Source organism: Pseudovibrio sp. FO-BEG1 (assembly GCF_000236645.1).
Taxonomy (GTDB): Bacteria; Pseudomonadota; Alphaproteobacteria; order Rhizobiales; family Stappiaceae; genus Pseudovibrio.
In genome coordinates, this window is sequence record NC_016642.1 from 3,537,052 (window position 1) to 3,560,772 (window position 23,721).

Annotated in this window: 12 protein-coding genes; 6 read left to right on the plus strand and 6 right to left on the minus strand. The window is 52.3% G+C overall.

The genetic code is table 11. The features are described 5' to 3' along the window. Positions 1-264 precede the first annotated feature (264 nt). Together mfd and PSE_RS16085 are read right to left on the minus strand one after the other, a co-directional pair. Positions 265-3,753, minus strand: a complete 3,489-nt coding sequence (mfd, locus tag PSE_RS16080) for a transcription-repair coupling factor (protein WP_014285835.1) — start codon at positions 3,751-3,753, stop codon at positions 265-267. An 82-nt stretch (positions 3,754-3,835) separates the two neighbouring features. Next, positions 3,836-4,141 (minus strand): succinate dehydrogenase assembly factor 2, encoded by a 306-nt coding sequence (locus PSE_RS16085; protein WP_014285836.1) that lies wholly within the window; start codon positions 4,139-4,141, stop codon positions 3,836-3,838. A 177-nt stretch (positions 4,142-4,318) separates the two neighbouring features. On the opposite strand from PSE_RS16085, the gene recG reads away from it, so the two are divergent. Then, positions 4,319-6,421: an ATP-dependent DNA helicase RecG gene (recG, locus tag PSE_RS16090; protein WP_014285837.1), complete on the plus strand. Its 2,103-nt coding sequence runs from the start codon at positions 4,319-4,321 to the stop codon at positions 6,419-6,421. A 1-nt stretch (position 6,422) separates the two neighbouring features. Here the strand turns inward: recG and PSE_RS16095 are convergent, their stop codons facing one another. Next, complete coding sequence (locus PSE_RS16095) at positions 6,423-7,172, minus strand: DUF502 domain-containing protein (protein WP_014285838.1); 750 nt, start codon at positions 7,170-7,172, stop codon at positions 6,423-6,425. 261 nt (positions 7,173-7,433) lie between these two features. On the opposite strand from PSE_RS16095, the gene PSE_RS16100 reads away from it, so the two are divergent. Next, positions 7,434-7,805, plus strand: a complete 372-nt coding sequence (locus PSE_RS16100; RefSeq protein ID WP_371260787.1) for a YbaN family protein — start codon at positions 7,434-7,436, stop codon at positions 7,803-7,805. Between the two features lie 530 nt (positions 7,806-8,335). Here the strand turns inward: PSE_RS16100 and PSE_RS16105 are convergent. Beyond that, on the minus strand, positions 8,336-9,232 hold the full coding sequence (locus tag PSE_RS16105; protein WP_014285840.1) for a LysR family transcriptional regulator: 897 nt from the start codon (positions 9,230-9,232) through the stop codon (positions 8,336-8,338). 116 nt (positions 9,233-9,348) lie between these two features. On the opposite strand from PSE_RS16105, the gene PSE_RS16110 reads away from it, so the two are divergent. From PSE_RS16110 to PSE_RS16125, 4 genes are all read left to right on the plus strand, one after another. After that, positions 9,349-10,224 (plus strand): MBL fold metallo-hydrolase, encoded by an 876-nt coding sequence (locus PSE_RS16110; RefSeq protein WP_008546846.1) that lies wholly within the window; start codon positions 9,349-9,351, stop codon positions 10,222-10,224. Between the two features lie 66 nt (positions 10,225-10,290). After that, positions 10,291-11,097 carry an MBL fold metallo-hydrolase gene (locus PSE_RS16115; RefSeq protein ID WP_148266161.1) on the plus strand — a complete coding sequence of 269 codons (807 nt, stop codon included), beginning with the start codon at positions 10,291-10,293 and terminating at the stop codon, positions 11,095-11,097. Positions 11,098-11,241: 144 nt separating this feature from the next. Beyond that, positions 11,242-11,925 (plus strand): glutathione S-transferase N-terminal domain-containing protein, encoded by a 684-nt coding sequence (locus tag PSE_RS16120; RefSeq protein WP_041768615.1) that lies wholly within the window; start codon positions 11,242-11,244, stop codon positions 11,923-11,925. Continuing rightward, complete coding sequence (locus PSE_RS16125; protein WP_014285843.1) at positions 11,922-13,106, plus strand: multidrug effflux MFS transporter; 1,185 nt, start codon at positions 11,922-11,924, stop codon at positions 13,104-13,106. The genes PSE_RS16120 and PSE_RS16125 overlap by 4 nt, the downstream gene beginning before the upstream one ends. A gap of 1,102 nt (positions 13,107-14,208) precedes the next feature. On the opposite strand, the gene PSE_RS16130 is transcribed toward PSE_RS16125, so the two are convergent. Together PSE_RS16130 and PSE_RS26760 are read right to left on the minus strand one after the other, a co-directional pair. After that, positions 14,209-16,275: a type III effector gene (locus PSE_RS16130; RefSeq protein WP_148266162.1), complete on the minus strand. Its 2,067-nt coding sequence runs from the start codon at positions 16,273-16,275 to the stop codon at positions 14,209-14,211. A 735-nt stretch (positions 16,276-17,010) separates the two neighbouring features. Next, positions 17,011-23,619 carry an autotransporter domain-containing protein gene (locus PSE_RS26760; RefSeq protein WP_014285846.1) on the minus strand — a complete coding sequence of 2,203 codons (6,609 nt, stop codon included), beginning with the start codon at positions 23,617-23,619 and terminating at the stop codon, positions 17,011-17,013. Positions 23,620-23,721 lie beyond the last annotated feature (102 nt).

Below are 23,721 nucleotides of genomic sequence, written 5' to 3' on the forward strand. Positions count from 1 at the left end.
CATTTGATATGCTGCGCACATACAATGAAAGTGTTCTGAATGCTATTCAGCGCTCCGCAACAACACAGATAAGTACCCCAAATCTGCAGCGCATTCACTTTTCGTTCTCAAACATGTTCAACTTGCTGGAAACAGATAACAACTCCAGCTTCCCTAAACTAAAAAACGCAGAAATAACACAATCAACGCAAACGAACGCACATAACAACGCAAAACTGGGATTTCACCGAAACCCCAGTCCACTTAAGCGCTCAAGACAGTATTTTAGGCGTTTTCCGCCAGCCGCGAGAGTTTAATCAACACAGCAGCGGTGCCCTTCAACCGATCATCCGCAGACGGCCAGTCACGGGTTAGCACCACCTTCTGATCCGGGCGGATTTTGGCGAGGATACCTTGTTCCGCGATGTAGGATACCAGCCCCGCCGGATTGTTGAACTCGCCATTACGGAAGGCAATCACGATGCCCTTCGGCCCAGCGTCAATCTTTTCAACGTTCGCCTTGCGGCACAGCCCCTTGATGTAAACAATCTTCAGAAGGTGTTGAACTTCCTCAGGAAGTGGCCCGAAGCGGTCAATCATCTCGGCCCCAAAACCATCAATCTCGTCAAGCTCTGTCAGGTCGGCCAGACGGCGATAGAGCTCAAGGCGCAGCTGCAAATCCGGCACATAGGTATCGGGGATAAGAACCGGCGTACCGATAGCAATCTGCGGCGACCACTTGTCTTCCTGGAAGTCCTCACCGCCTGATTTGAGCTGAGCAACCGCCTCCTCCAGCATCTGCTGGTAAAGCTCGAAACCCACCTCTTTAATATGCCCGGACTGCTCTTCCCCCAGCAAGTTACCCGCTCCGCGAATATCCAGATCATGCGATGCAAGTTGGAAGCCTGCACCCAAATTCTCAAGACTTTGCAACACCTTAAGACGCCGCTCTGCCGTAGCCGTCAACGTCTTGTTGGCAGGAACTGTAAACAAGGCATAGGCTCTTGTTTTGGAACGACCCACACGCCCACGGATCTGATAGAGCTGCGCCAGACCAAACATGTCCGAGCGGTGCACAATCAAAGTGTTGGCGTTTGGTATGTCCAGACCGGATTCCACAATCGTGGTCGCCAGAAGCACATCAAACTTGCCCTCATAAAAGGCATTCATGATGTCATCCAGCTCCCCTGGAGGCATCTGACCATGAGCGGAAACCACTTTAACTTCAGGCACGTTCTCTTCTAGGAACGCCCTCACCTCCGCTAGATCAGACACACGCGGACACACATAGAAGCTCTGCCCCCCACGATAGTGCTCACGCAGCAAGCTCTCGCGGATAACCATCGGGTCGAATGGGGATATAAACGAGCGTACAGCCAGACGATCCACCGGCGGCGTCGCAATAAGGGAAAGCTCCCGAACACCCGTCAGTGCCAATTGTAGAGTACGAGGAATCGGGGTCGCAGAAAGGGTCAAAACATGAACATCACTTTTCAGCTCTTTCAACCGTTCTTTATGCTTCACCCCAAAGTGTTGCTCCTCATCGATAATAAGAAGCCCCAGATCTCTGAAACCAATAGCTTTTCCTAAAAGCGCATGGGTACCAACCACAACATCAACAGAACCGTCTTTCAGGCCCTTCTTGGTCTCAGAGAGCTCCTTACCGGGGACAAGTCGTGAAGCCTGGCGCACAACAATAGGCAGCCCATTAAAGCGATCCGCAAACGTCCGATAATGCTGACGTGCCAACAACGTGGTCGGAACCACAATCGCCACCTGCCGCCCAGACATCGCAGCCAAAAACGCAGCTCTTAGAGCAACTTCCGTCTTACCAAAGCCCACGTCACCACAAACCAACCGGTCCATAGGACGCCCGGACGCCATATCATCAAAGACAGATTCAATCGCCGTCATCTGGTCATCAGTCTCGTCATAAACAAACCGCGCCGCAAACTCGTCATAAGCCCCTTCAGGCGCCGTAATCGCCGGAGCGGTTCGTAATGCACGTTCCGCAGCAATCTTGATCAGGCCATCGGCAATCTCAAGAATGCGCTTTTTCATCTTGGCTTTACGGGCCTGCCACGCCCCGCCACCAAGCTTATCTAACTGAACTTCCTGATCTTCCGAACCATAGCGCGTCAGCAGCTCTATGTTCTCAACCGGCAGATAAAGCTTGTCCGACCCTGCATATTGCAGCTCCAGACAGTCATGCGGCGCCCCTACAGCTTCAATGGTCTTCAGCCCAATAAAGCGACCAATACCATGCTCCACATGAACAACCAGATCACCCGGCGAAAGCGCAGAAGCCTCAGTTAAAACATTGGCACCCTTGGACTTACGCCGACGCTGACGCACCAAGCGATCACCAAGGATATCTTGCTCCCCGATGAAGGCCAGATCATCAATCTCAAAGCCGTGCTCAAGTCCGAGAATGATCAGTGCAGTCAGCCCAGCGGGAACCTTGCCAAGCTCTCCAGAGTTCCCTGCATATCCAGTACGGTCCAATCCATGATCGCTCAGAACTTGTGTTAGACGTTCTCTAGAGCCTTCACTCCAACAGGAAAGAACAGCCCTCTTCCCATCCTTGGCAAGCACAGACACATGCGTGGAAAGCGCGTCAAAGATATTCACGTCACCAGCAGCACGTTCCGCTGCAAAGTTGCGTCCCTGACGACCACCCATATCAATGGCGGTCTTCCCAGTTCCCGGAGGCATGGCAAACGGGGACAACTGCGCAGAGGCTCTGTCAGCCACACAGGTATTGAACTCAGTTTCCTGAAGATAGATCGCCACTGGCGGAATAGGCTTGTATGGCACACCTGAAGAGAGAGCCTTGTTGTTCAGGCCATCCTGACGCGCCCCAAAGTGCTCCTCAATCTGTTCCAGCCGCTCTTTGATCATATCCTCGGCATTGGCATCCAGAACAACTGGGGTTTCGCCGATGTAATCAAACAGGGTCGCAAGGTTTTCATGGAACAGCGGCAGCCAGTGTTCCATCCCCGCATAGCGACGCCCTTCACTGATGGACTGGTACAGAACATCATCTGGCCCGGAAGCACCAAACGCAGTCACATAGTTTCGGCGGAAGCGCGAGATTGTCTCCGGCTCAAGAATGATCTCGCTCATAGGAACGAGAGTAAGTCCCTTCTTCTGAGCAAGCGTCCGCTGACTATCCGTATCAAAAGAACGGATGGATTCCAGCGTATCGCCAAAGAAGTCCAGACGCACCGGCTCTTTGGTGGCAGGCGAGAACAGATCAATAATCCCCCCGCGCACGGCATATTCACCGGTCTCCCGAACAGTAGGCGTACGGGCGAAACCATTCACTTCCAGCCACTTGATAATCTTGTCCGGATTGATGCGATTGCCCGGTGTAAAAGACAGAATGTGATTGGAGGTCCAATCCCGCACCGGCATCCGCTGCAAAGCCGCGTTGACCGTGGTGATCAGCACAAACTTCTTTTTCTTCGGCAGCCCTTTCGCCAGTCGAAGCAGAGTCAGCAACCGGCGCGCAACAATCGCCCCATGCGGGGATACGCGGTCATACGGCAAGCAATCCCATGCTGGCAGCTGTAGGACTTCCACATCCGGCGCAAAGAAGCCCAGAGCCTCCGTCAGCGCCACCATCCGCGTTGCATCCCGCGCCACATAGGTCAGCGCAAGGCCGCCCTCCTCAATCTCAGAGAGGATCTTTGAAAGCACATAGGCCTCAGCTCCATCCGGGACAGAAGCGAGCGTTATGTTTTCACTTTTCTTGAGCAAACTTTCAAACACGGGCGGGGCAACCTTATTATTTCAAATCTTTCTCGGACAATTATGGCACCTGAACAGCTCCTATCCAGATGCCCAAGAGCACTTAGCTGTCGCTCTTATCCTTGTAGTAATCCAGGATCTTACGGAACAGTTCTGTATTGGCCTCATCCGGCACAGGTTTAGTGCCAATGAACCAGGAGAACAGATCCTGATCATGATGTTGCAGGAACACTTCCAGCTCATCCAGCTCTTCATCATTCATCTGCGCAATATGCTTCTCAACATAGCCACCAAGCATGATATCCATTTCCTTCATGCCACGATGGTGACAACGGAAAACGATACGCTTTCTCCGGTTATCCAGCTCAATGTTCTCGTTTTGATCTTCGCTCTGCGCACTATGATCCATCGTCATTCCCCTAGAAGGTCTCTGATCCCTGTCACTATCTGCAAATAGATAGGGCCAAATCGTTTCGCCTGTATACAACCCTTATTTTCATCTGTCAGTGTTTTCTTAAGGGCGTTGCACAAATCACGGGAACATGGCACAGATCAGGCTAGCTGTTCACGTTATGGTCTATATGGTATGCGCCCTACTCGCCTTGATCCTCTTTTCGCTTCTGTCACCAAGCTCCCGGGCATTGGCCCCAAGATCGCGAAGACCATAACCAACCTGCTTGTCGGCAGCCCGGATCGCGAAGCTCGCATCTCAGATCTTCTCTTCCACGTACCGGTCAACGTTATCGACCGACGCTTGCGCCCAGGTGTCGCCGCTTCTCCGGAAGGAGAAATCGTAACGCTGGTTCTTCATATCGACCAGCACCGCGCACCACCTCGCGGCAGCCGGGCTCCCTACAAGGTTCTGGCGCACGATGAGACCGGAGCAATTGAGCTGGTCTTCTTCCACGCACGCGGAGATTATCTGCAACGCGTTCTGCCAGTTGGCGAAAAACGTATCATCTCCGGTAAGGTCGAATGGTTCAACGAACGCGCCCAGATGGTACACCCGGACCATATGGTCTCTGAGGAAGAAGCCGAGAACCTGCCGCTTGTAGAGCCAGTCTATCCAATGACAGCCGGCCTTGCCTCTAAAACGCTCCAACGCGCTATGGGCACCGCACTGCAGTTCCTGCCTCAAATGCCGGAGTGGCAGAACAAAGAGTTTGTAGAGCAACGCAATTTCCCGCCATTTGACGTCGCCCTGCGCTCCATTCATAAGCCGGAAGACGCGAGAGATCTGGCTCCTGAAGGATTGGCCCGTGCCCGTCTGGCTTATGACGAGTTCCTCGCCAACCAGCTGGCTCTTGCACTGGTTCGCAACTCATTACGCCACATGGGCGGCAAAGCCCGCAAAGGCGATGGCTCCCTGCGCCGGAAAATCCTTGCTGCACTGCCGTTTGAGCTGACTGGCGGCCAGGAAGACGCGCTGAAAGAAATCTTCGCTGATCTGGAAGAGCCAACCCGCATGCTGCGTCTGCTGCAAGGCGATGTGGGCTCCGGTAAAACTGTCGTCGGCCTCATGGCAATGGCAGCTGTCATTGAAACTGGCGGACAGGCCGCCATGATGGCCCCAACCGATATCCTCGCCCGCCAGCATTTTGCCTCCATGAAACCACTCTGCGATGCCGCTGGCATCCGGGCAGCCGTCCTATCAGGCAAAGACACCGCCAAAACCAAGCGGGAAATCGGGGAAGCATTAGAAGCGGGCGAAATCGATCTCATCGTCGGCACCCACGCCCTATTCCAGTCCACTGTCAACTTCAAAGACCTCGGCATCACCATTGTCGACGAACAACACCGTTTCGGCGTTCACCAGCGTCTGGCGCTCTCCTCTAAGGGCGCTCATGTGGATGTGCTGGTCATGACGGCAACGCCAATCCCACGCACCCTCGTCCTCTCTTACTTCGGCGACATGGACGTCTCTCGCCTGACCGACAAACCCAAAGGCCGCCAGGAAATCAAAACCGTCTCCATTTCCTTGGATCGCATTGGTGAAGTGGTAGAACGCCTGCGCGCTATGATCGCTCAAGGCCAGAAGATCTACTGGGTCTGCCCACTGGTGGAGGAATCTGAAAAGATCGACCTTGCAGCTGCGGAAGAACGCTTCAACGATCTGCAAAATGCACTCGGCCCAGTGGTCGCCCTCGTTCATGGCCGCCAGAAGGCCGATGAGAAGCAAGCCGCCATGGATGCCTTCAAAAACGGTGACGCTCGCGTGCTTGTCGCCACCACAGTGATCGAGGTTGGCGTTGACGTTCCTGACGCCACCATCATCGTCATTGAACACGCAGAACGCTTCGGCCTTGCCCAGCTTCACCAGCTCCGTGGCCGCGTAGGCCGTGGCAGCCTAGCCTCTTCCTGCCTGCTGCTATTCAAAGCTCCTCTGAATGAGACAGCGGCTTCCCGCCTCAACATCCTGCGCCAAACCAACGATGGCTTCCTGATCGCGGAAGAAGATCTTCGTCTGCGCGGTGAAGGTGAACTTCTCGGCACCCGTCAGTCCGGCTCTCCGGGCTTCAGACTGGCTTCCATTGAAGATCACGCTGACCTTATGGAAATCGCAAGAGATGATGCCAAGCTCATTATGACTACAGACCCGGAGCTGGAAACAGAAAGAGGCGACGCCTTGCGCCACCTCCTGTATCTCTTCGCCAGAGACGAAGCTATCAAACTGCTCAGAGCAGGCTGAGTTATTCAGCAGCGACGGTCTCAGAACCGTCGCCGTCTTTCTTCGCCTTCTTACGCTGATGCGCTTCAACAGCCTTCTTGTCTTCACCTTCCAGAAGCTTTGGATACTCCGGGCTGACAAGACCAGCAGAAATCACAAGCTTTGCAGCATCTTCAACGCTCATGGAAAGCTCAATGATGTCATCACGCGGCACAAACAGCAAAAAGCCTGAGGTTGGGTTTGGCGTCGTTGGCAGGAAGACTGAGACGGTATCTGCCTCATCTTTCAAACGCGCTGCCACTTCCCCTTTGGTATCGGTGGCAAGAAACACAATCGCCCACAAGCCTTTGCGTGGATACTCCACCAGACCGGCTTTGGTGAAGTTACGCCCGCTGTCATTCAAAACAGTCTCAAAGATCTGCTTGAGCGCGGAATAAAGGTTACGCACCAATGGCATGCGGCCCAGAATGGACTCGCCAAAGCTGATGAGCGACCGACCTGCAATATTAGCTGTCAGAAAACCGATGACAGTGATCGCAAGCAGTGCTGCAAACAGCCCAAAGCCAGGTACTTCAACCGGCAGATAATTATCTGGATTGTAAATAGATGGCAGAAACGGCTTAACCCAGCCATCAATCAACTGGATAAGCGACCAACTCAGGTACAAGGTAATACCCACCGGACCCGTAATAACAAGGCCAGTAAAGAAGTAGTTCCTGAGCCGCGTCATGAACCCAACGCGCTTCGGCTTTTTATCCCCGTCAGATCCCATCGGCCATACTTTCTTATTTCGGGAACCATCCGCATTATGTCTGCGGCAAGCTGCAGATATATCCATGCTTCTTTACGAACTAGTGTATTTTGTAGGTTTTGCAAGTTCCCCTTGAAAAAGAATTCACGCTTCTCATGTAATGGGGTGGATATGTTAGCCACGGTCGCCTTTTGTCGCGGCAATAGCCAGATTCCAACTATTGTCAGCACTCGCAAACAAGGCGTATAAGGCAGAAACTGCTTGCCAGAAGTGGAGCACCCTGTGAAAAAGCTATTCTACATGACGCTTGGATTAGCCCTTGTGGCCACAGGGATCATTGGCATCTTTCTGCCTCTGCTGCCAACAACGATTTTCTTCATCCTCGCAGCAGGTTGCTTTGCAAAGTCAAACCCGCGCTTGGAAAACTGGATCCTGACACACCCGAAAATCGGCCCCAGCGTCATCCAGTGGCAGGAGCATAAGGTCATCCCGAAAAAAGCAAAGATCTTCGCCTTCACCGGTCTGACCTTCGGCTACCTGATGTTCCTGAAAATGTCCCACCCGACAATCCTGCTGGCCGTCACCGTCGCCCTCATCATGTGCTCCATAGCCGCCTACATCGCCAGCCGCCCTTCAAAACCAATGCCGACCTGAAAGTCAACTGGCCAGCCTGACAGCCCACCACCCACATCCCCAAAACAAAAAACGCGGAGCAATAAGCCCCGCGCTTTAATGTAGGAGAGTAATAAAGTATCATACTGAAACACCCGAAAACTGGCACAAATCCGCCAACTCAAAATATACTCCAAAAAATAAAGTATCATACTGAGGATCGCAAACTTCAACATAGCGGCCAAAATTGGAGTAATAAAGTATCATACTCGCCTTTCCTGCAGATCATAGGTCTGGAAACTCATTTTAATATCTGCGATCAACACCACTGCACATCAGACAGAGATTTTGACCAAATTTAAGACAGACTGGGCCACAAGCGGACATTCGAGCAGGTCTATCAAGGGTTGAGTTAGCTCGCGGGGAAGTTTTTGTAGCAATACTCATAAATTATCTTTGATGACGTGTGGGCCATGACTACCACCGTATGGCCAGGACCTGGCACTGCAATAGAGCTGTTTAAACTAACATGCGGACAGAAATGTTCTGTTAGAGATTTCTGCTGGCACAAATCACTCTACCTTGCCAAACCTTTCTGCCAAATGTTTGAGGAATAGGCTCACACGTTTGGGTTGAAACTCCCGGTTAGGATAGACGGCATAAATGCCGACTTCTGGCAGAGTGACATCAAGTGATAGAGGCGTGAGTGAACCGTCTTCGGCCTGCTCTGCTACCATAATCTCAGGCAAAAGACCGATACCCATGCCCTTCATCAAGGCTTTTCGATAGAACTGTGTTTGATTGACCACCACTCGCCAGGGCAGACGATACTTGGAGAGACCCATATCGGTCACTATGGGCCAACTATCTCCGAAACGTGAGGCACCGAAAGCCAGACAAGCGTGCTGATCTAGGTCCTCTAGCTTTTTGGGCGTGCCATGCTTGGCCAAATAAGAGGGCGCAGCATAAAAGCAAAGGCGCGTGTCTGTTAATTTGCGCACAATCAGCGAGCTATCTTGCATGGAAATGGCCAACCGGATGGAGAGGTCGACATTCTCGCTGATGAAATCAGTCTGGCCATTATCCAAAACCAGATCAAACAGGATATTGGGATAGAATCCCTGAAAGCTCTCGATTGCGCTGAGCAGATGGGGGGCGCCCAGCCCTTCTGGTGCAGCCAACCGAATGATACCGGAAAGGGCCTCGCCTTCTTCGTTCGTCATGTCCTGTTCAAGCGCCGCCAATTGCGCTAGTGAAATCTTGCAGCCCTGATAATAGCGATGCCCGACTTCAGTCACTTCCATGCTGCGAGTGGTGCGATTGATCAGGCGCACCTTCAGCATCGCTTCCAGATCACTAACATGCCTCCCGACAATGGCTGGGCTGACATTCTGGTCCTGCGCCGCCGCAACAAAGCTCCCTAGTTCCACGACGCGGCAATAGAGAGCCATTTTCCGCAATTTATCCATTCGATACTTTTTGTATTTTATATTGTTAATAGAAGACCAATTATCTCAACAGAAGTCAATTGTATCTTTGCCTTATCCGCGCGGCCCTTCCGTGCAGTCCAAGAAAGGGAAAGACGATGAAAAAGACAATGTTGAGCCTGCTGGCCGCCGCTGCCATCTCAGGTGCCACCTTCACCGCCCCCGCCATTGCTGCTGGCGATCATGACGAAATGAAGCCAGTCATGATCCAATTGAAAGATGGGGTCTATCAATTCCACATGGCCCATTATTCCAGTCTGGTGGTGATCACTGATGAAGGTGTGGCAATTGTGGATCCCAACCACGAATTTCGCGCCAAAGCCTTACGAGCAGAGATTGCCAAACTAACCGACAAGAAGGTGGTCAAGGTGATCTATTCCCACGCTCATTTCGACCATTCACGCGGCGGCAAGATCTTCAAGGATGAAGGTGCGGAATTCATCAGTCATGAGAATTGCACCGAACTTCTCGGGCGTGATCTGGAAAAACGCGTGGTGCAGCCGGATGTCACCTATGAGAAGGAACATCGCATCGAGCTCGGCGGCAAGGTGATCGATCTGAAATATTTTGGCTCCAATGACGGCCAGTGCAATAGCGTGATCCATATGCCCGAAGACAAGGTGCTGATGGCTGTCGACTGGCACTTGCAGGGTTTTGTCAATCTGCCCGGCCGCCTGAACACCCACGATTATGTCGGCTCCCTCAACACCTTGCGCCGCGTGCACAAGGAGCTGGAATTTGACACCGTGATTTCCGGTCATATGGCAAAATCCTCCCCCGCTCAATTAAAGGAAGATTGGGACTTCAACGAAGCCCTGTTCAAGGCGGTATGGGATGGCATGCAGGCAGGCAAATCTATCGAGGAGCTGAAAAAGACCGTCAAGCTGCCCGACTTCAGCCACTGGGCCATGTATGAGCAGAATCTGCCAGCCCATGTGGAGCGCATGGCCTATTCCATCTGGCATGGCCACTAAGCAACGCCTCAATCAGTGCCGGGTGCATGCCACCCGGCCCATCAGCCAGCACAATGGAAGAACAAGATGAAAAAGCTCTCAACCCTGTTGGCCGCGGGCATCCTTGCCCTTGTCGGTTCCACCATCCCCGTACTTGCTGAAGGCCCAAAGATCGAAACCCAAAAACTGGGCGAAAATATCTATGCCATCAGCGCATTGCACTATACCTCCCTCGCCGTCATTGGCGACAAGGGCGTGCTGATCACAGATACAGCCAATCCTTATCGGGCCTCACTGCTCGCTAAGGAAATCAGCAAACTGACGGACCTTCCCGTCACCAAGATCGTCATGACCCACGAGCATTATGACCATGTGGGTGGTACCGAGGTCTTTGCTAAGGCCGACGTGATCGCCCATGAGAATTTCGAAATGTTCATGGATCAGGATCCCCTTGGTCTGTTGCCCGATCAGATCGATGTGACCTTTGAAGAAAAGTTGACCCTGAAAGTGGGCGAGACCAAGGTGGAGCTGAGCCATTTCGGCCCTGCTGATGGCACTGCCGTGGCCGTGGTGCATCTGCCAAAAGAAGGCATTGTCGTCACCTCTGACATGTATTTGGAAAATGCTCTCACACCGGGCTGGGCACTGACGGATTCAAACCTGCTCGGCTCCCGCCAAATCCTCAATGAACTGGCCAGCTGGGACTTGAACCATGCCATCAACACTCACTCAAACAATACCGATCCGGCTCTGCTGAAGGCTTCTGCTCAATTCTATAACGATCTCTATGATGCAGTCTTTCCTGAGATGCAAAGGCTGGCAAAAGGAAGACTCCCGCCAGTTGATCAAACGTGTCTTACAAATGCGCCAGGAGGTCAGCCTGCCCGCCTATGAGCAATGGGAGAATTACAAAGACCTTCCCGATTATGTCCTGAAAATGGGCTTTGCCATCATCCATGGCGGCTAACCAATGAACCTCAAGGCGCGGTCTTGTTGCGCCTTTCCCCCACCCTTCTCAGTCTTTGCGGGACACATGACATGAAGCTCTATTCCTTTGACACCTGCCCCTATTGCATCCGAGTCAAGATCATGGCTGGCCTGAAAGGCATCTCTCTTGATGTCATCACCCTTTCACCCGGCACCATCCCGTCCGAGCTGAAAAGCCACATTGCCAGCCTAACCGTGCCCATACTGAAAGACGAGGATCTCGTGCTGCAAGACAGCTCGGACATTATCCATTATCTCGATCAGAAGGGACCACCGCTGCTGCAAAACTATGAGATGAGTGAGGAGCTGGAAGCATGGCAACGCGAGGTCAATGTCGCGCTGAACAGCCTTTGCTATCCGCGCATTCCGCATCTCTTGCCAGGCGAGCTTTCCAGCATCGGAGCCCGTGGCTTTTTCAATACAACCATGCCCAAGCGCATTGGTCGCTCATTTGAGGATGCCTTGGCATTGAGCGATCAGTTTGCCGCCCAGATCAAAGCCAGATTGGCAAAGGTAGAACACATTCTCACCTCAGACACTTTGAGCCTCGACAGCATCATCTTGCTTGCAGATTTGCAGAGCCTTTCCATGGTGGCTGAGTTCACCCTACCTTCCGACTTACGAGCGCGATTTGATGTTCTGATGAAGAAAGCTGCCATCCTGCCTTTCACCAAAATTGATCGGCACGGCAAAGTCCAATGTCCCACGGAAGCAAGACAAGGAGAACCAGCATGAGCCGCCGTACCTTTGCCCTCATCATCATTTTCATGCTGACGCCTTTGGGACCATTGGCCATCGATATCTTTTTGCCCTCTGTCCCGGAAATGCTGAGCGTGTTTGAGGCCACAAACCAGCAGATGCGCCTCACCATACCGCTCTATATCTTTGCTCTTGGTTTCGCCCAATTGGTGGGTGGCCCGATCTCGGATCGCTTTGGCCGTCGAGCCTCCGCCATGATCGGCCTCTCGCTCTATGCATTGGGCAGCCTAGGCGCCGCCTTTGCCCCCAGCCTCGACTGGCTTTATGGCGCGCGTCTGGTGCAAGGCTTTGGAGCATCGTTTACCATGGTCACCACCTTTGCCTGGGTGCGCGACAATTTCGAAGGCGATGAAGCAGGCAAATGGCTGAGCTATATGAGCGGCCTGACCGGCTCTGTTCCCATGATTGCACCGATGATTGGCGGCATATTGGGTGTTATTTGGGGGTGGCAAGCAGCCTTCTTCCTGATGGCAGCAGCAGGCCTTTTGCTTCTGTTCCTGACACCTCTTGCCTTGCCACCGACCAAAAAGCGCCACCGCATGCTTGGCGCACCCGATCAAATCACCTGCAATCTAGGCGACATGGCCCGCAACCGCGCCTTTATCCTTTATAGTCTTGCCAATGCTGCCACCTTTGGCGCGGTCATGACCTATGTTTCCATCGCACCGGAAGTTGCCATGGAGCAAGGCGGCATGAGCGAGATGCAATTCGCAACTATTCTTGGTGCCATTGGCCTGCTGCAAATGCTGTTCAGCTTCCTCGCTCCGCGTATGGTTGAGATGATTGGGGCACCTACAACCGTTCTGGTCGGGCTGTCTCTATCCGTCATCAGCGGGCTTGGCCTGTTGTTTGTGCCGCAAAGTGTCACGATGACCTTCTTTGCCTTTGCTGCTCTTGGCAGTGCTGGCTTCAGCTTGATGATCGGTATCTCTACGGGCCTCACCTTGCAACCCTTCCCCAATTGCGCAGGCCTTGCAGCGTCCATAGGCGGTTTCTTGCGCATGTTCGGCGGAGCATCGATCGCCACACTTACCAACCTTACAGACCTTCAGGGACCAGCTACTCTAGCCACTGCTCTGCTATTTTCGCTTCTTCCGCTCACCTTTTTGCTTTTCGATAGAAGAATGGAATCTAAGATCGAAGGAGAAACTTTTTAAGGAAAATCATCTTCAAAACGGCATGCCAGTTTTGTAGCTCTAGCTCATCGTCACGATCTCAATTCTATAGTAAATCTCTTCAATGTTCGTTTTTTATAGATGACATCAAAAAATTCACATCTGCAGCAAAAATCAGCAGTCCGCCCTAAGTGCCATGCTGAATGAGATCGACATGAAGTTGAGAACGCAAGCCGTCCAAGCCAACCTCTGCTTTGGTCATGCAGCTATATGCCAAGCGTACCGAGACAGGGCCATTACCGGACATTCAGTCGGGTTCCATCATGGGTTGAGATTGGCTCACCCAAAGTGTTCTCAGTAGCTCTGATGGGCGATCTGGATTTACTCAACGACTAAAAGAACGGACATTCGCGCTAACTCAGCAGCATTTTAACTGGAATGTCGTTGCAACTTATGACTGGTGTCATGTCAAACTAGATCTTGCAACTTGCAATAGGTAATTTTTAAAAAAATGCAGAAAGGCCCCTCAAACTAGTCTGAAGGTAGAATGCCTTCCGTCTACTCGATTACGGCAGCTCTGGGGTATACTTCATGCGAGATCGCAACACTTCTAAAGACAGATCAATCATTTTATAAATACTCTCTTCAGGAGCGTTCAGCTTGACCAGCTCATAAAGACCCACAAAAGTCAGTTGCAGATGAGTGTCCTGCCTGTTTACGCGGCACACATGGCTGCAGGCCCGGTGGTTCCCACAGGCCAAGCCCCGAAGCGGTAAGCGGGCTAAGGCATGCCCTGACATTCGGCGAAGTCTCTCCACGTTTCTTAGGCCAGTCTGGATTTTTGATAAGGGAATATTCGACTACAATCGGGTGTTCTATAGATAACCGAACGACCAGACATTCGGCTATCAGCTACAAACACCTTGTCCGGCATTTGAACAAAGGGCTTGGGAAATGACGGCATAATGGGTTTACTCAATTTGTCCGGAAAGCAGGACGAATTTCACAAGTAGCCTTCCCGTGCAGCTTGGTAACAACTTGCATATTGGTTTGGCTATTGGAACAGGCATACTGTCCATTATTGATAGCAGAGCTCTCAGCATAGGACACGCTGCACCTATTGAAAGTTATGGTACAGGATTGATCACAGTTTCGGCCTAAAGCTACGAGATTTGGCTTCTGCATCTTTCACAATTTTCTCATATTTTGCATTTAGACGGATTAAAACACCTTCCATTTTCTTCCGATCTTCACCAGTGAATCCACGCAAATGTTTCCCGTCCGTGCGTTTTTTAATTAGCTCGGCGACAAACTCATTAGCTGTTTTACGGGGTATATATGGATAGACTTGGGCAATGTACATCGCAATTGTCTGTTGGTCTTCATTGTAGTTGATGCCACCCGGTGTCGTAATTTGCTCTTCTTTAAAACTCTCCGTTTGAGCGGCTATATTAAGCTGAGCACCATAAATCAGGCGCGGATCAGCAACTGTGACAGGTTGTGTGCGCTGTAATCCCTTTGCGAGCGCAGAAGATACATTCTTTGCTGCATCTGCCCCCAGATCCGCCGCTGCCTTTTGCCGAAGCTCAAATGTATAGATCAGCTCTTTGAGCTGCTTCAGGGGTTCCTCTTCAATCTCTTTGATCTTAAGCTTGCCTTCAAGCAGTTCCAAGAGCTTTTCTTTTCGGCCTGCGTAATCATCGCTTACCTTTGCATCCCCAATGTTGCTAAAGGCTACATTCTCCCATATCTCCGGAAGCCATTTCTTAGCTGGGTCTCCAATTTCAGCTGGGCTCTTTAAAGCCATATCCTGGAGTTTACAAAGTTCATCGTCCATATAGTTGTGCTTCACATCTCGGGCCGCTTGCATTGCAGCAGCACCGATAACCTCCAGGCCATCTGTCGATGTTGTTCCTTTTAATTGCAACCCCACAACATGTTGCCACGCTCCACCTTTATGAGGACCATCATACTCATAAAGATCGCTGAAACGCTGGTTCACGTCATATACAGGCTCCAGATGTGCAGCGAGGCCCTTCTCCAGCATTGGCACTTGCGTTACTTTACCCTGCGGACCTACCGCACGATTTATACCCCCTCCGCGCTGCCCAGTTGCATAAACGAGATAATCCGTTTCAAACACACCCGCATCTGTCTTGATCGCAAGCGCCTTTTCTTTGCCTGCAGAAATTTCAAATCCCTGTTTGCTGTTATATCTATGAACAGGGCCTCCCTTACCTCTATCCAAACTCGCCTGTTCGGCAGTAAAGGTTGGCGTGATATCCTTACTGCTGACATCCCAGGTCAGCGCCGTCCCTGGAGTGTCATTTTTGCCCATCATCCAGTTGACATTTTCCAAAGGCACATTGCGCGTTGCCAATTCCATAACGGCATCTGTACCAGCGTTAGGACCCAAAACAGTTACAACGCTGTCTTTAAGTTCCTTGGTTCCTTCATGCCCTTTCTGAAACTGGTCCAAATCCATGATACGCTTGGCTGCCTCACCCCCTGTTTCTCGGAACTGCGCAACTTCAGGCGGAACATAATGGTATTCGGAGTCTGTGGTCTCAATGCCAGCGCCCGTCGCCAACACAACTTTTCGCGCCATGAGCGGATTACCCGTTGCATCAGTCTGAATTTTCCAAAGGCCGGTTTTTTCGTCCCGCTCAATCTTTTGAACTTCTGCATCAAGAACATTTCCCAATGCCGCATTTTCAATTTTTTTCTTATTAGTAGCTGCAAAGGCCATTCGATCCACCGGATCAATGCTGGAAGACGCGAACTTGCCTTCACCCGGATTTATGAATTGTTCTGCCTGATTGATGCACTGACTATATTTCCCCTTCTCATACCCCCTGGCACCCGCCCAAGGATCGTCTTTACCTATAGCAAGGACCTCTAGTTGCTGATCCACTGATATCCCCTCTTGTGACGCAGAGCGTTTAAGATTGGTCAGGTAAGCGGCAGCAGAGGTGCCTCGGCCCACACAAATAAGGTCAAAAGCCCCCCCCTCCGGCGCTAAAGGACTATTTGCCTCTTTAACCTCACCATCTATTTGATCCATGCCGGATTTCATCTTGGCAAATGTGTTTGAGGACGTCGCAAGCTCGAGTTGCTCTTCGTCTTCAATCTTCAGCTTGAGCGCAACAACCACGTCCCGAAGCCATTGCTTCTCCTTTGCCGTCAGTTTCGTTGTGGGCGTTTTGGGCATAGTCACAATCCAGTCATCACGTGGCCGCCATATGACCTAAGTATAACTATACGATGTAAATAATACCCATACGCAAGTGATTAAATAATTAAAACAAAAGAACTAAGCATATATATAACAAATACTATTATGAAGGAAAATATTATTCCATTTTCGATAATAATATATATCTATATATTTTAAAAACCACAATAATACTGCTTTTGTGAGTTTAAGAGGCATCCAGGTCAACAAAACTATATCTGAGCATATAGGCCGCTCACTCATTCTAACCTTTTCCCCGACAGACCTAATTTTGACCAATAAATAACGCATTGCAGGACTTTTGCCGCAGCCATAGTTCACGACCTGCAATCATAAGTCCGAACCACATTAATTGCGAACAGTAGAAGAGCGGATCACATCCGCCATTCGTTGCAGCACGAAAACTCAGGCAACTGAGAGGCAGTTGCTAAAGTCGGGCCATTTGCGGTCATTCGCACTGTTCTATCAATGGTTGAAGCGGTCTGGATGGCAGACTGACAGAGTTCTCGGGGGGATTACCCCGGGACTGCCTTCATTTCCTACGCAAAGGTCACAGTGCTAATGAATAACACCGTGCTCAGGGCGGGGATAAAACAGCGGGATTGGTTCATATGGATTCTGACAATTGGAGAGCACTTGCCCGCCACTTGAGTTTTCAGGTGGCGGGCAAGTCTATGTCGGGTTGGTGTTCTTGCACAGACAGGAAAACGGTCAAAACTTCACGGCAATGTTTGCTTTGAGCCCCTGATCGGTGAAGCCGGAACCAAACTGGCCATCGTATGCTAAGTCCAAGGTTGTGTTACGCCCCAAATCCACTGATGTTCCCAGATTCAGCAGGAGGGCATCTCTGGCAATCGGGATGCCAGCAACGGAGAAATCATCGCCTCCGGCAAAGGCATGATTGGCAACAGGTGTTACATCGCCAAACGCATGCTGCCAGGCAGCTTGAGCCGAGAGCTTCGCGGCAAATTGACCAAGTTTCGCCCATGTCTCTGCACGCAGCCCGATACTGGTGAAGGTGCTGTCCATTGTCTGGCGACCAGCCTTCAGCGCAGCAGATCCACCGGTTTCAGAATACCCATCGCTGGACAACTGGATGTAGGATAGGTTGGCAAAAGGCTCCAGACTGGTTGCAGCATAATCAAAACGATACCCTGCTTCACCAAAGATCTGCGCTGTTTGCGCTGTGTGGGACCCTGACAGGTTCTCGGCAAAGCCAGTGAAGGCGACCGAACGGGTCGTGTCGATATCATGCCATGCATAGCTAGCACCTGCGCGTAATCCCAGAGGCCCAAATTCTGTGCCTCCATAAGCACCAAGGTGCAGCGTGTCTGCCGTCGCAGAGGTCGTTCTGCTATTTACCTTGAAACTGCTGTTGTCGTAGCCACCGAAAAAGCCAAGACGGGAGTTCTCACCAATCTGGACATCTCCACCCAGAAGGAAACCGCCGATTGATCGATCTAGCGCTGCGGCATTGCTGTTTCCACTCCAGCGTCCCCAAGACCCAAAACTTTGTCCCCAGAACGCAAGGCTCTCACCAACGCGCTTTTCTACTTGCTCCTGTCCATCCACAGCAATGGAATCCATTGCAATGCGCACTCGATTGAGAGCGGCCTCGCGGACAAAGCGGCTATCTTCAATCAGTGCTGTTTTTATTGAGGCGTGGGCTTCACCTGAAAGCTGATCGAGTGCTTCTGGTGCATCTGAGTTGGACAGGTTCAAGACTGAATTAAACAAACTTCCGCTGCCAAGTGAGAATGTACCCTCACCCGTAGCACACTGATTAGAACTCATCCCAGGAATACAGAACGTGCTGGTTGCCATTTGGGAACTCAGATAAACGTTGCTCGCGTCGTATGACAGAGCGAAATCAAGGAATGCGAAGTCATCTGTTGGGGTGGATGAATCAAATGTTCCGGAGACGCCGCCTACAGCGCTTATAATTGTATAGACCGTATTTGCAGCGTAGGTTGAACCATCGTCGGTTCCGTTTTCCGGCTTCACATGCACAGTACCACCATTGATCGTCACAGTCCCGCTGGCGTCCAGCAGATCATTGTTGATGCCTGCCGCATTGCCCCCATCGTTCAACTCAACTTCAAAGGTTGAACCACTATTGAAAACAAGAGAAGTCGCATTCAGAGTCCCGATGGAGTTTCCCGGAGCGATTACGGCACCTGAGTTGAAGGCAACAGCCCCGACAGTCCCCGAACCACCAAGGCTACCGCCGTTGATTGTCACATTACCGATGGTGCCATTAACAACCAGCTTGCCACCCGAAACAGTAGTGCCGCCGGTATAAGTGTTGGTACCGGTCAGGATAGTGGTGCCTGCAAGCTGATTGACACTGCCCGTCCCGCTAATATCTGCGGAGAAGGTGTAGTCAGTATCCGTATGGTTGAAGTTAATTACCCCGGCACCATCACCAAATTTAACCGCTGCAGCATCTAAAACACCTGCTGCCTGAGCCAGATCATCTGCTGCAGCACCAATGTTGAGCGTGCCACTGGAACCTGTCATCCTGCCCAGATAAGCGCTATTTTCCACCTCAACCACACCACCATCTGAGATCGTCAGAGTACCCCGTCCGAGCAATCCGATGTTCATATAGTGGCTGTTTTCCCAGAGAGACCCATCTCCAGTCACGACTACGTCCCCCGAAGAACCAGCTCCAGAACCGATCACCCCTTTTTGACTGGTCACCCGACCACCTTCGGCAATGGTCAGAGTTCCGGTCCCGTCACGTCCCACGGCAAGACTGATACCTTGTGTATCCAAACCGAAATCGTTCTTCCAATGCGACCCTTCTCCAGTCACCTCCACAGTTCCGGTGGAGCCTGCATACGAGCCGATATTGCCAGAAATGCCGGAAACTAAACCGCCCTCCAAGATACTCAGGGCTCCGTTTCCATGGTATCCAATGCCAAAAGTACTCCCAGCTTGAAAACGTGTACCAGGGCCTGTTACCGTTACAGCTCCAGACGAGCCGGCGCCCGTAGCGACGAAGGTATATATTCTTGCAGAAACATCGCTGCCATCTGCAATGATCAGAGATGCTGTTGCAGAACCGCCAACGCGAAAAAATTGGCCTTCACTGAGGGTAGCACCATCCCTGAACTCCAGTACTCCTTCTGAAACAGTGGTGCTGCCGTTGTAGGTGTTGTCACCCGTCAAGACGAGAGTTCCAAGACCCGTTTTTTGCAGTGATCCAGTCCCGGTCAGGTTGGAAGCAATGGTTGAGGTGAAACCGGTGCCCAAGTTGGTTCCGTCCCCAACCCTGAAAGAAATGTTATCAAACTGAGAACGAGCATTCAGAGCCACATCTCCGCCAGTTACGCTGTAGCCGTCCACGGCAAACTGCATGCCCTTGGAGACCGAACCCCCGGCGCTATCCACCGTGATCGTTCCCGGTGTTCCCTGGAAAATCAGCGTGCTGTTCGGTTGATAAGGTGCACTTGCTGAACCGGTGGCATCGGTCCAGTTGGTTCCTGCACTGCTCCAGGCGCCAGAGCCACCATGAACGGTTCCATCAGCGCTTGTGACTGCTCCGTTCCAGAAGCTCAGCTGGTCCGGGTTCACCAGAAGATTGACCTGTCCGGCTGTTGCAGTCTGTACGTTGTAAAGGAAACCTGTGGGCGCGGTGCCCACCACCAGACCGTTATTGATCAAACTGCCGCCATAAGTGATCAGGTTATACACCCCGGCGTCAAAGCCACCCGCATCAGTGACATTGAGTGATCCATCCAGTGTCAGATCACCACCAACGGCGATGAGGTCACTGTCCACGCCTGCTGTGCCGGACGGAGAGCCGAGTTCGAAATCCAGAACGGATGCGGAGGTCAGATTAAGGTCACCGCCAATTGTCAGCGTACCCGGACTGTTACCCGCTGCAATGGTTCCGCTTGTGACCGTTGCCGAACCGATGATCGTTCCCGAACCACCAAGGCTACCGCCATCGACAGTAACATCACCAATGGTGCCGTTAACAACCAGCTTGCCACCGGAAACAATGATGTCGCCGGTATAGGTGTTGGTACCGGTCAGGACGAGCTTGCCGAAGCCGTTTTTTTCCAGTGAACCCGTGCCGGTCAGGTTAGACGCAACGATTGCCGAATATCCCGCGCCCGCGGAGGTCCCGTCTCCGACGCGGAATCCAGCTTCTCCTGTCAGTGTAATATCGCCACCCAAGATACTGTATCCGTCTGTTGCAAACTGCATGCCCGTGGAAACTGAAACTCCGGCGCTATCCACCGTGACTGTGCCCGGTGTTCCCTGGAAAATCAGTGTGCTGTCCGGTTGATGAGGTGCACTTGCTGAGCCAGTGGCATCGGTCCAGTTGGTTCCCGCAGTGCTCCAGGTGCCAGAACCACCATGAACGGTTCCATCAGCACTTGTTACCGCTCCGTTCCAGAAGCTCAGCTGGTCCGGGTTCACCAGAAGGTTGACTTGTCCGGCTGTTGCTGTCTGCACGTTGTAAAGGAAGCCTGTGGGCGCGGTGCCCACCACCAGACCGTTATCGGTCAAGCTGCCACCATAGGTGATCAAATTATAGACCCCGGCGTCAAAGCCACCTGCATCAGTGACATTGAGCGATCCATCCAGCGTCAAATCATCGCCAACAGTGATGAGGTCACTGTCTACACCCGCTGTGCCAGACGGAGATCCAAGCTCAAAATCCAGAACGGATGCGGAGGTCAGATTAAGGTCACCGCCAATTGTCAGCGTACCCGGACTGTTTCCGACAGAGATGGTTCCGCTTGTGACTGTTGCCGAACCATTGATCGTGCCCGAACCGCCAAGGGTGCCGCCATTGATTGTCACATCGCTAATCGAACCATCAACCACCAGCACGCCTTCCGAGACAGTTGTACCACCGGTGTAAGTGTTGGTACCAGTCAATCTAACTATGCCAGTGCCGGTCTTGGTCAAAGGGCCGGTCCCGGTCAGGGCCGTATCAATGTTGCCGTTTTCTACTGTATATGAACTCCCCTTGAGCGTGCCACCAGTAACCGTTCCATCCGTCAGCGTGAATGCATCCGCGAAAAGGGTTGCGCCCGTACCGATCTCCAGAGAGCCACCAGAGACTGCTGTATCACCCACTGTCTCAGTATTTGTGATCAGAAGGCGTCCGCCGTTGACACTCACATCCCCCGTGTTGGCCAGAGCATTGCCGTTACGCACATCCAGCACACCTCCCGAGACCGTCGTACCACCGGTGTAGCCCGAATTGGTGGTGGACAGAATTGTGGTGCCGGACAGTTGATGAACCGCTCCGTTTCCAACGATCTGGGGCGTGAAAATGTAATCGGTATCCGTGTGATTGAAGTTGATAGTACCTGTACCAGTACCAAAGGTTAAGGTTGCTGAGTTGAGCACTCCCGCCCCCAAGGCAGAATCTCCAGCTGCTGCACCGATGTTCAAAACGCCCGAACCCGTTGAGCTTGAGCCCAGCTCGGTCGCTCCAGACACACTCACTGTTGCACCCTCGGAAATCGTCAGGGTGCCTTCGCCGTCGTGGCCGACAAATAGAGTGTCCGAATTCTCCCAGTTTGCCCCGGTACCGGTCACCTCAACAGTGCCGGTTGAGACACTGCTGGAGCCGATATAGCCGGTCGCATTACTCACCGCGCCGCCATCAGATACCGTCAGAGTGCCTCTGCCAGAAGCGCCGACAACCAGAATACCCGAATTGTCCCAGGTTGATCCGATGCCGGTTACCTCAACACTGCCGGTTGAGCCATTGTTGTCGCCAATATAGCCGTTCCTGCTACTCACCGCGCCGCCATCAGACACGGCCACTGTACCATCGCCGTCTTCGCCGACATATAGAGTGCTCGAGTTGCTCCAGGTTGACCCGGTGCCGGTCACCTCAACAGTGCCGATTGAGCCACTACTATTAGCGATAAAGCCGTTCACATCACTCACCGCACCGCCATTGGATATCGTCAGTGTGCCTTCGCCATGTTCGCCAATATAAAGATCCTCTGAGTTCTCCCAGATTGAGCCGATACCAGATATCTCAACAATGCCCGTTGAACCGCTTTGGGAGCCGATGATGCCGCTCGAACTGCCCAGTGACCCACTTACGGACAGAGTGCCACCGTTGACTACTGTTGTTCCGGTGAAGTTTGCGTTGTTACCACTTAAGTCCGTCCAGCCGGATTCGTGCACAATCGAATGAGTTCCAGAGCCGGTGCTGGCAAGGTCAGCGTCGAACTGATAGGCACCGGTCTCATCCGTGTGGTTGAAAACCAGCTTGGCCATTCCGTCTCCGAACTCAACCGTCGAGGCATCAAGTGTGCCGGCAGCAACCGCCGTTTCGCCGCTGCCCGCACCGATGTTCAAAACGCCAGAACTCGTTGAAACAGCGCCCAACTCGGTCGCCCCAGACACACTCACTGTTGCCCCCTCGAAAATCGTCAGAGTGCCATCACCGCCGAGGCCGACCTGCAGACTGCTTGAGTTGTTCCAGGTTGTCCCTGTGCCGGTCACCTCAACTGTGCCAGTTGAGTCACTGCCGCCGCCAATAATGCCGTAGGCACTGCTCACCACGCCACCATCAGACACCGTCAGAGTGCTATCACCATGCTCCCCAACAAGCAGGATGTTCGAGTTGCTCCAGGTTGCACCTGTGCCGGTCACCTCAACACTGCCGGTTGAGCCATTGTTGCCACCAATATAGCCGTTCGTACCGATCACCGAGCCGCCCTCGGAAATCGTCAGAGTGCCTTCGCCGCCTTCGCCGATATATAGGGTCTCTAAAATTTCCAAGGTTGACCCGATGCCGGTCACCTCAACAGTGCCGGTTGAGCCACTGTTATAACCGACATAACCCCACTCACTACTCACCGCGCCGCCATCGGACACCCTCAGAGTGCCATCGCCATAGTCACCGATAAACAGATCCACTGAATTGTCCCAGGCTGCCCCGGTGCTGGTCACCTCAACAGTGCCGGTTGAGCCACTGAAATGGCCGATATAGCCGTGCGTACTACTCACCGCACCGCCATCGGATACCGTCAGTGTACCTTCGCCGCGTTCACCGACATGTAGTCGTTGCGCCCCTGCCGTTCCGTTGGTGGTTTTATTCGTTACTTTGGCCGAGTTGGGTGCTGTGGTATCGATGTAAACATCTTGTGTCTTATTCGGGATAATGTCCCCAGACCAGTTATCCTCAGTAAACCAGTCTGTTGAGTGGTTGCCTTCCCAAGACTGCCCCAGAGCAGTGGTTGTAACGGACAACATCAAAGGCCCTGAGGCTATTGCCGCAGCTGCAAGATAAGGCGCTCGACTTGCTGTAATACCAGCCACTTTAGTCATACGTCCACCGTGCCTCAGATGGCTCAAAAAGTGCTCAAAACATGTTCTTGTAGGGGGAGTAGTCATGCGTATATCAGAACTCTTGGTTCAAAACTTTATTGT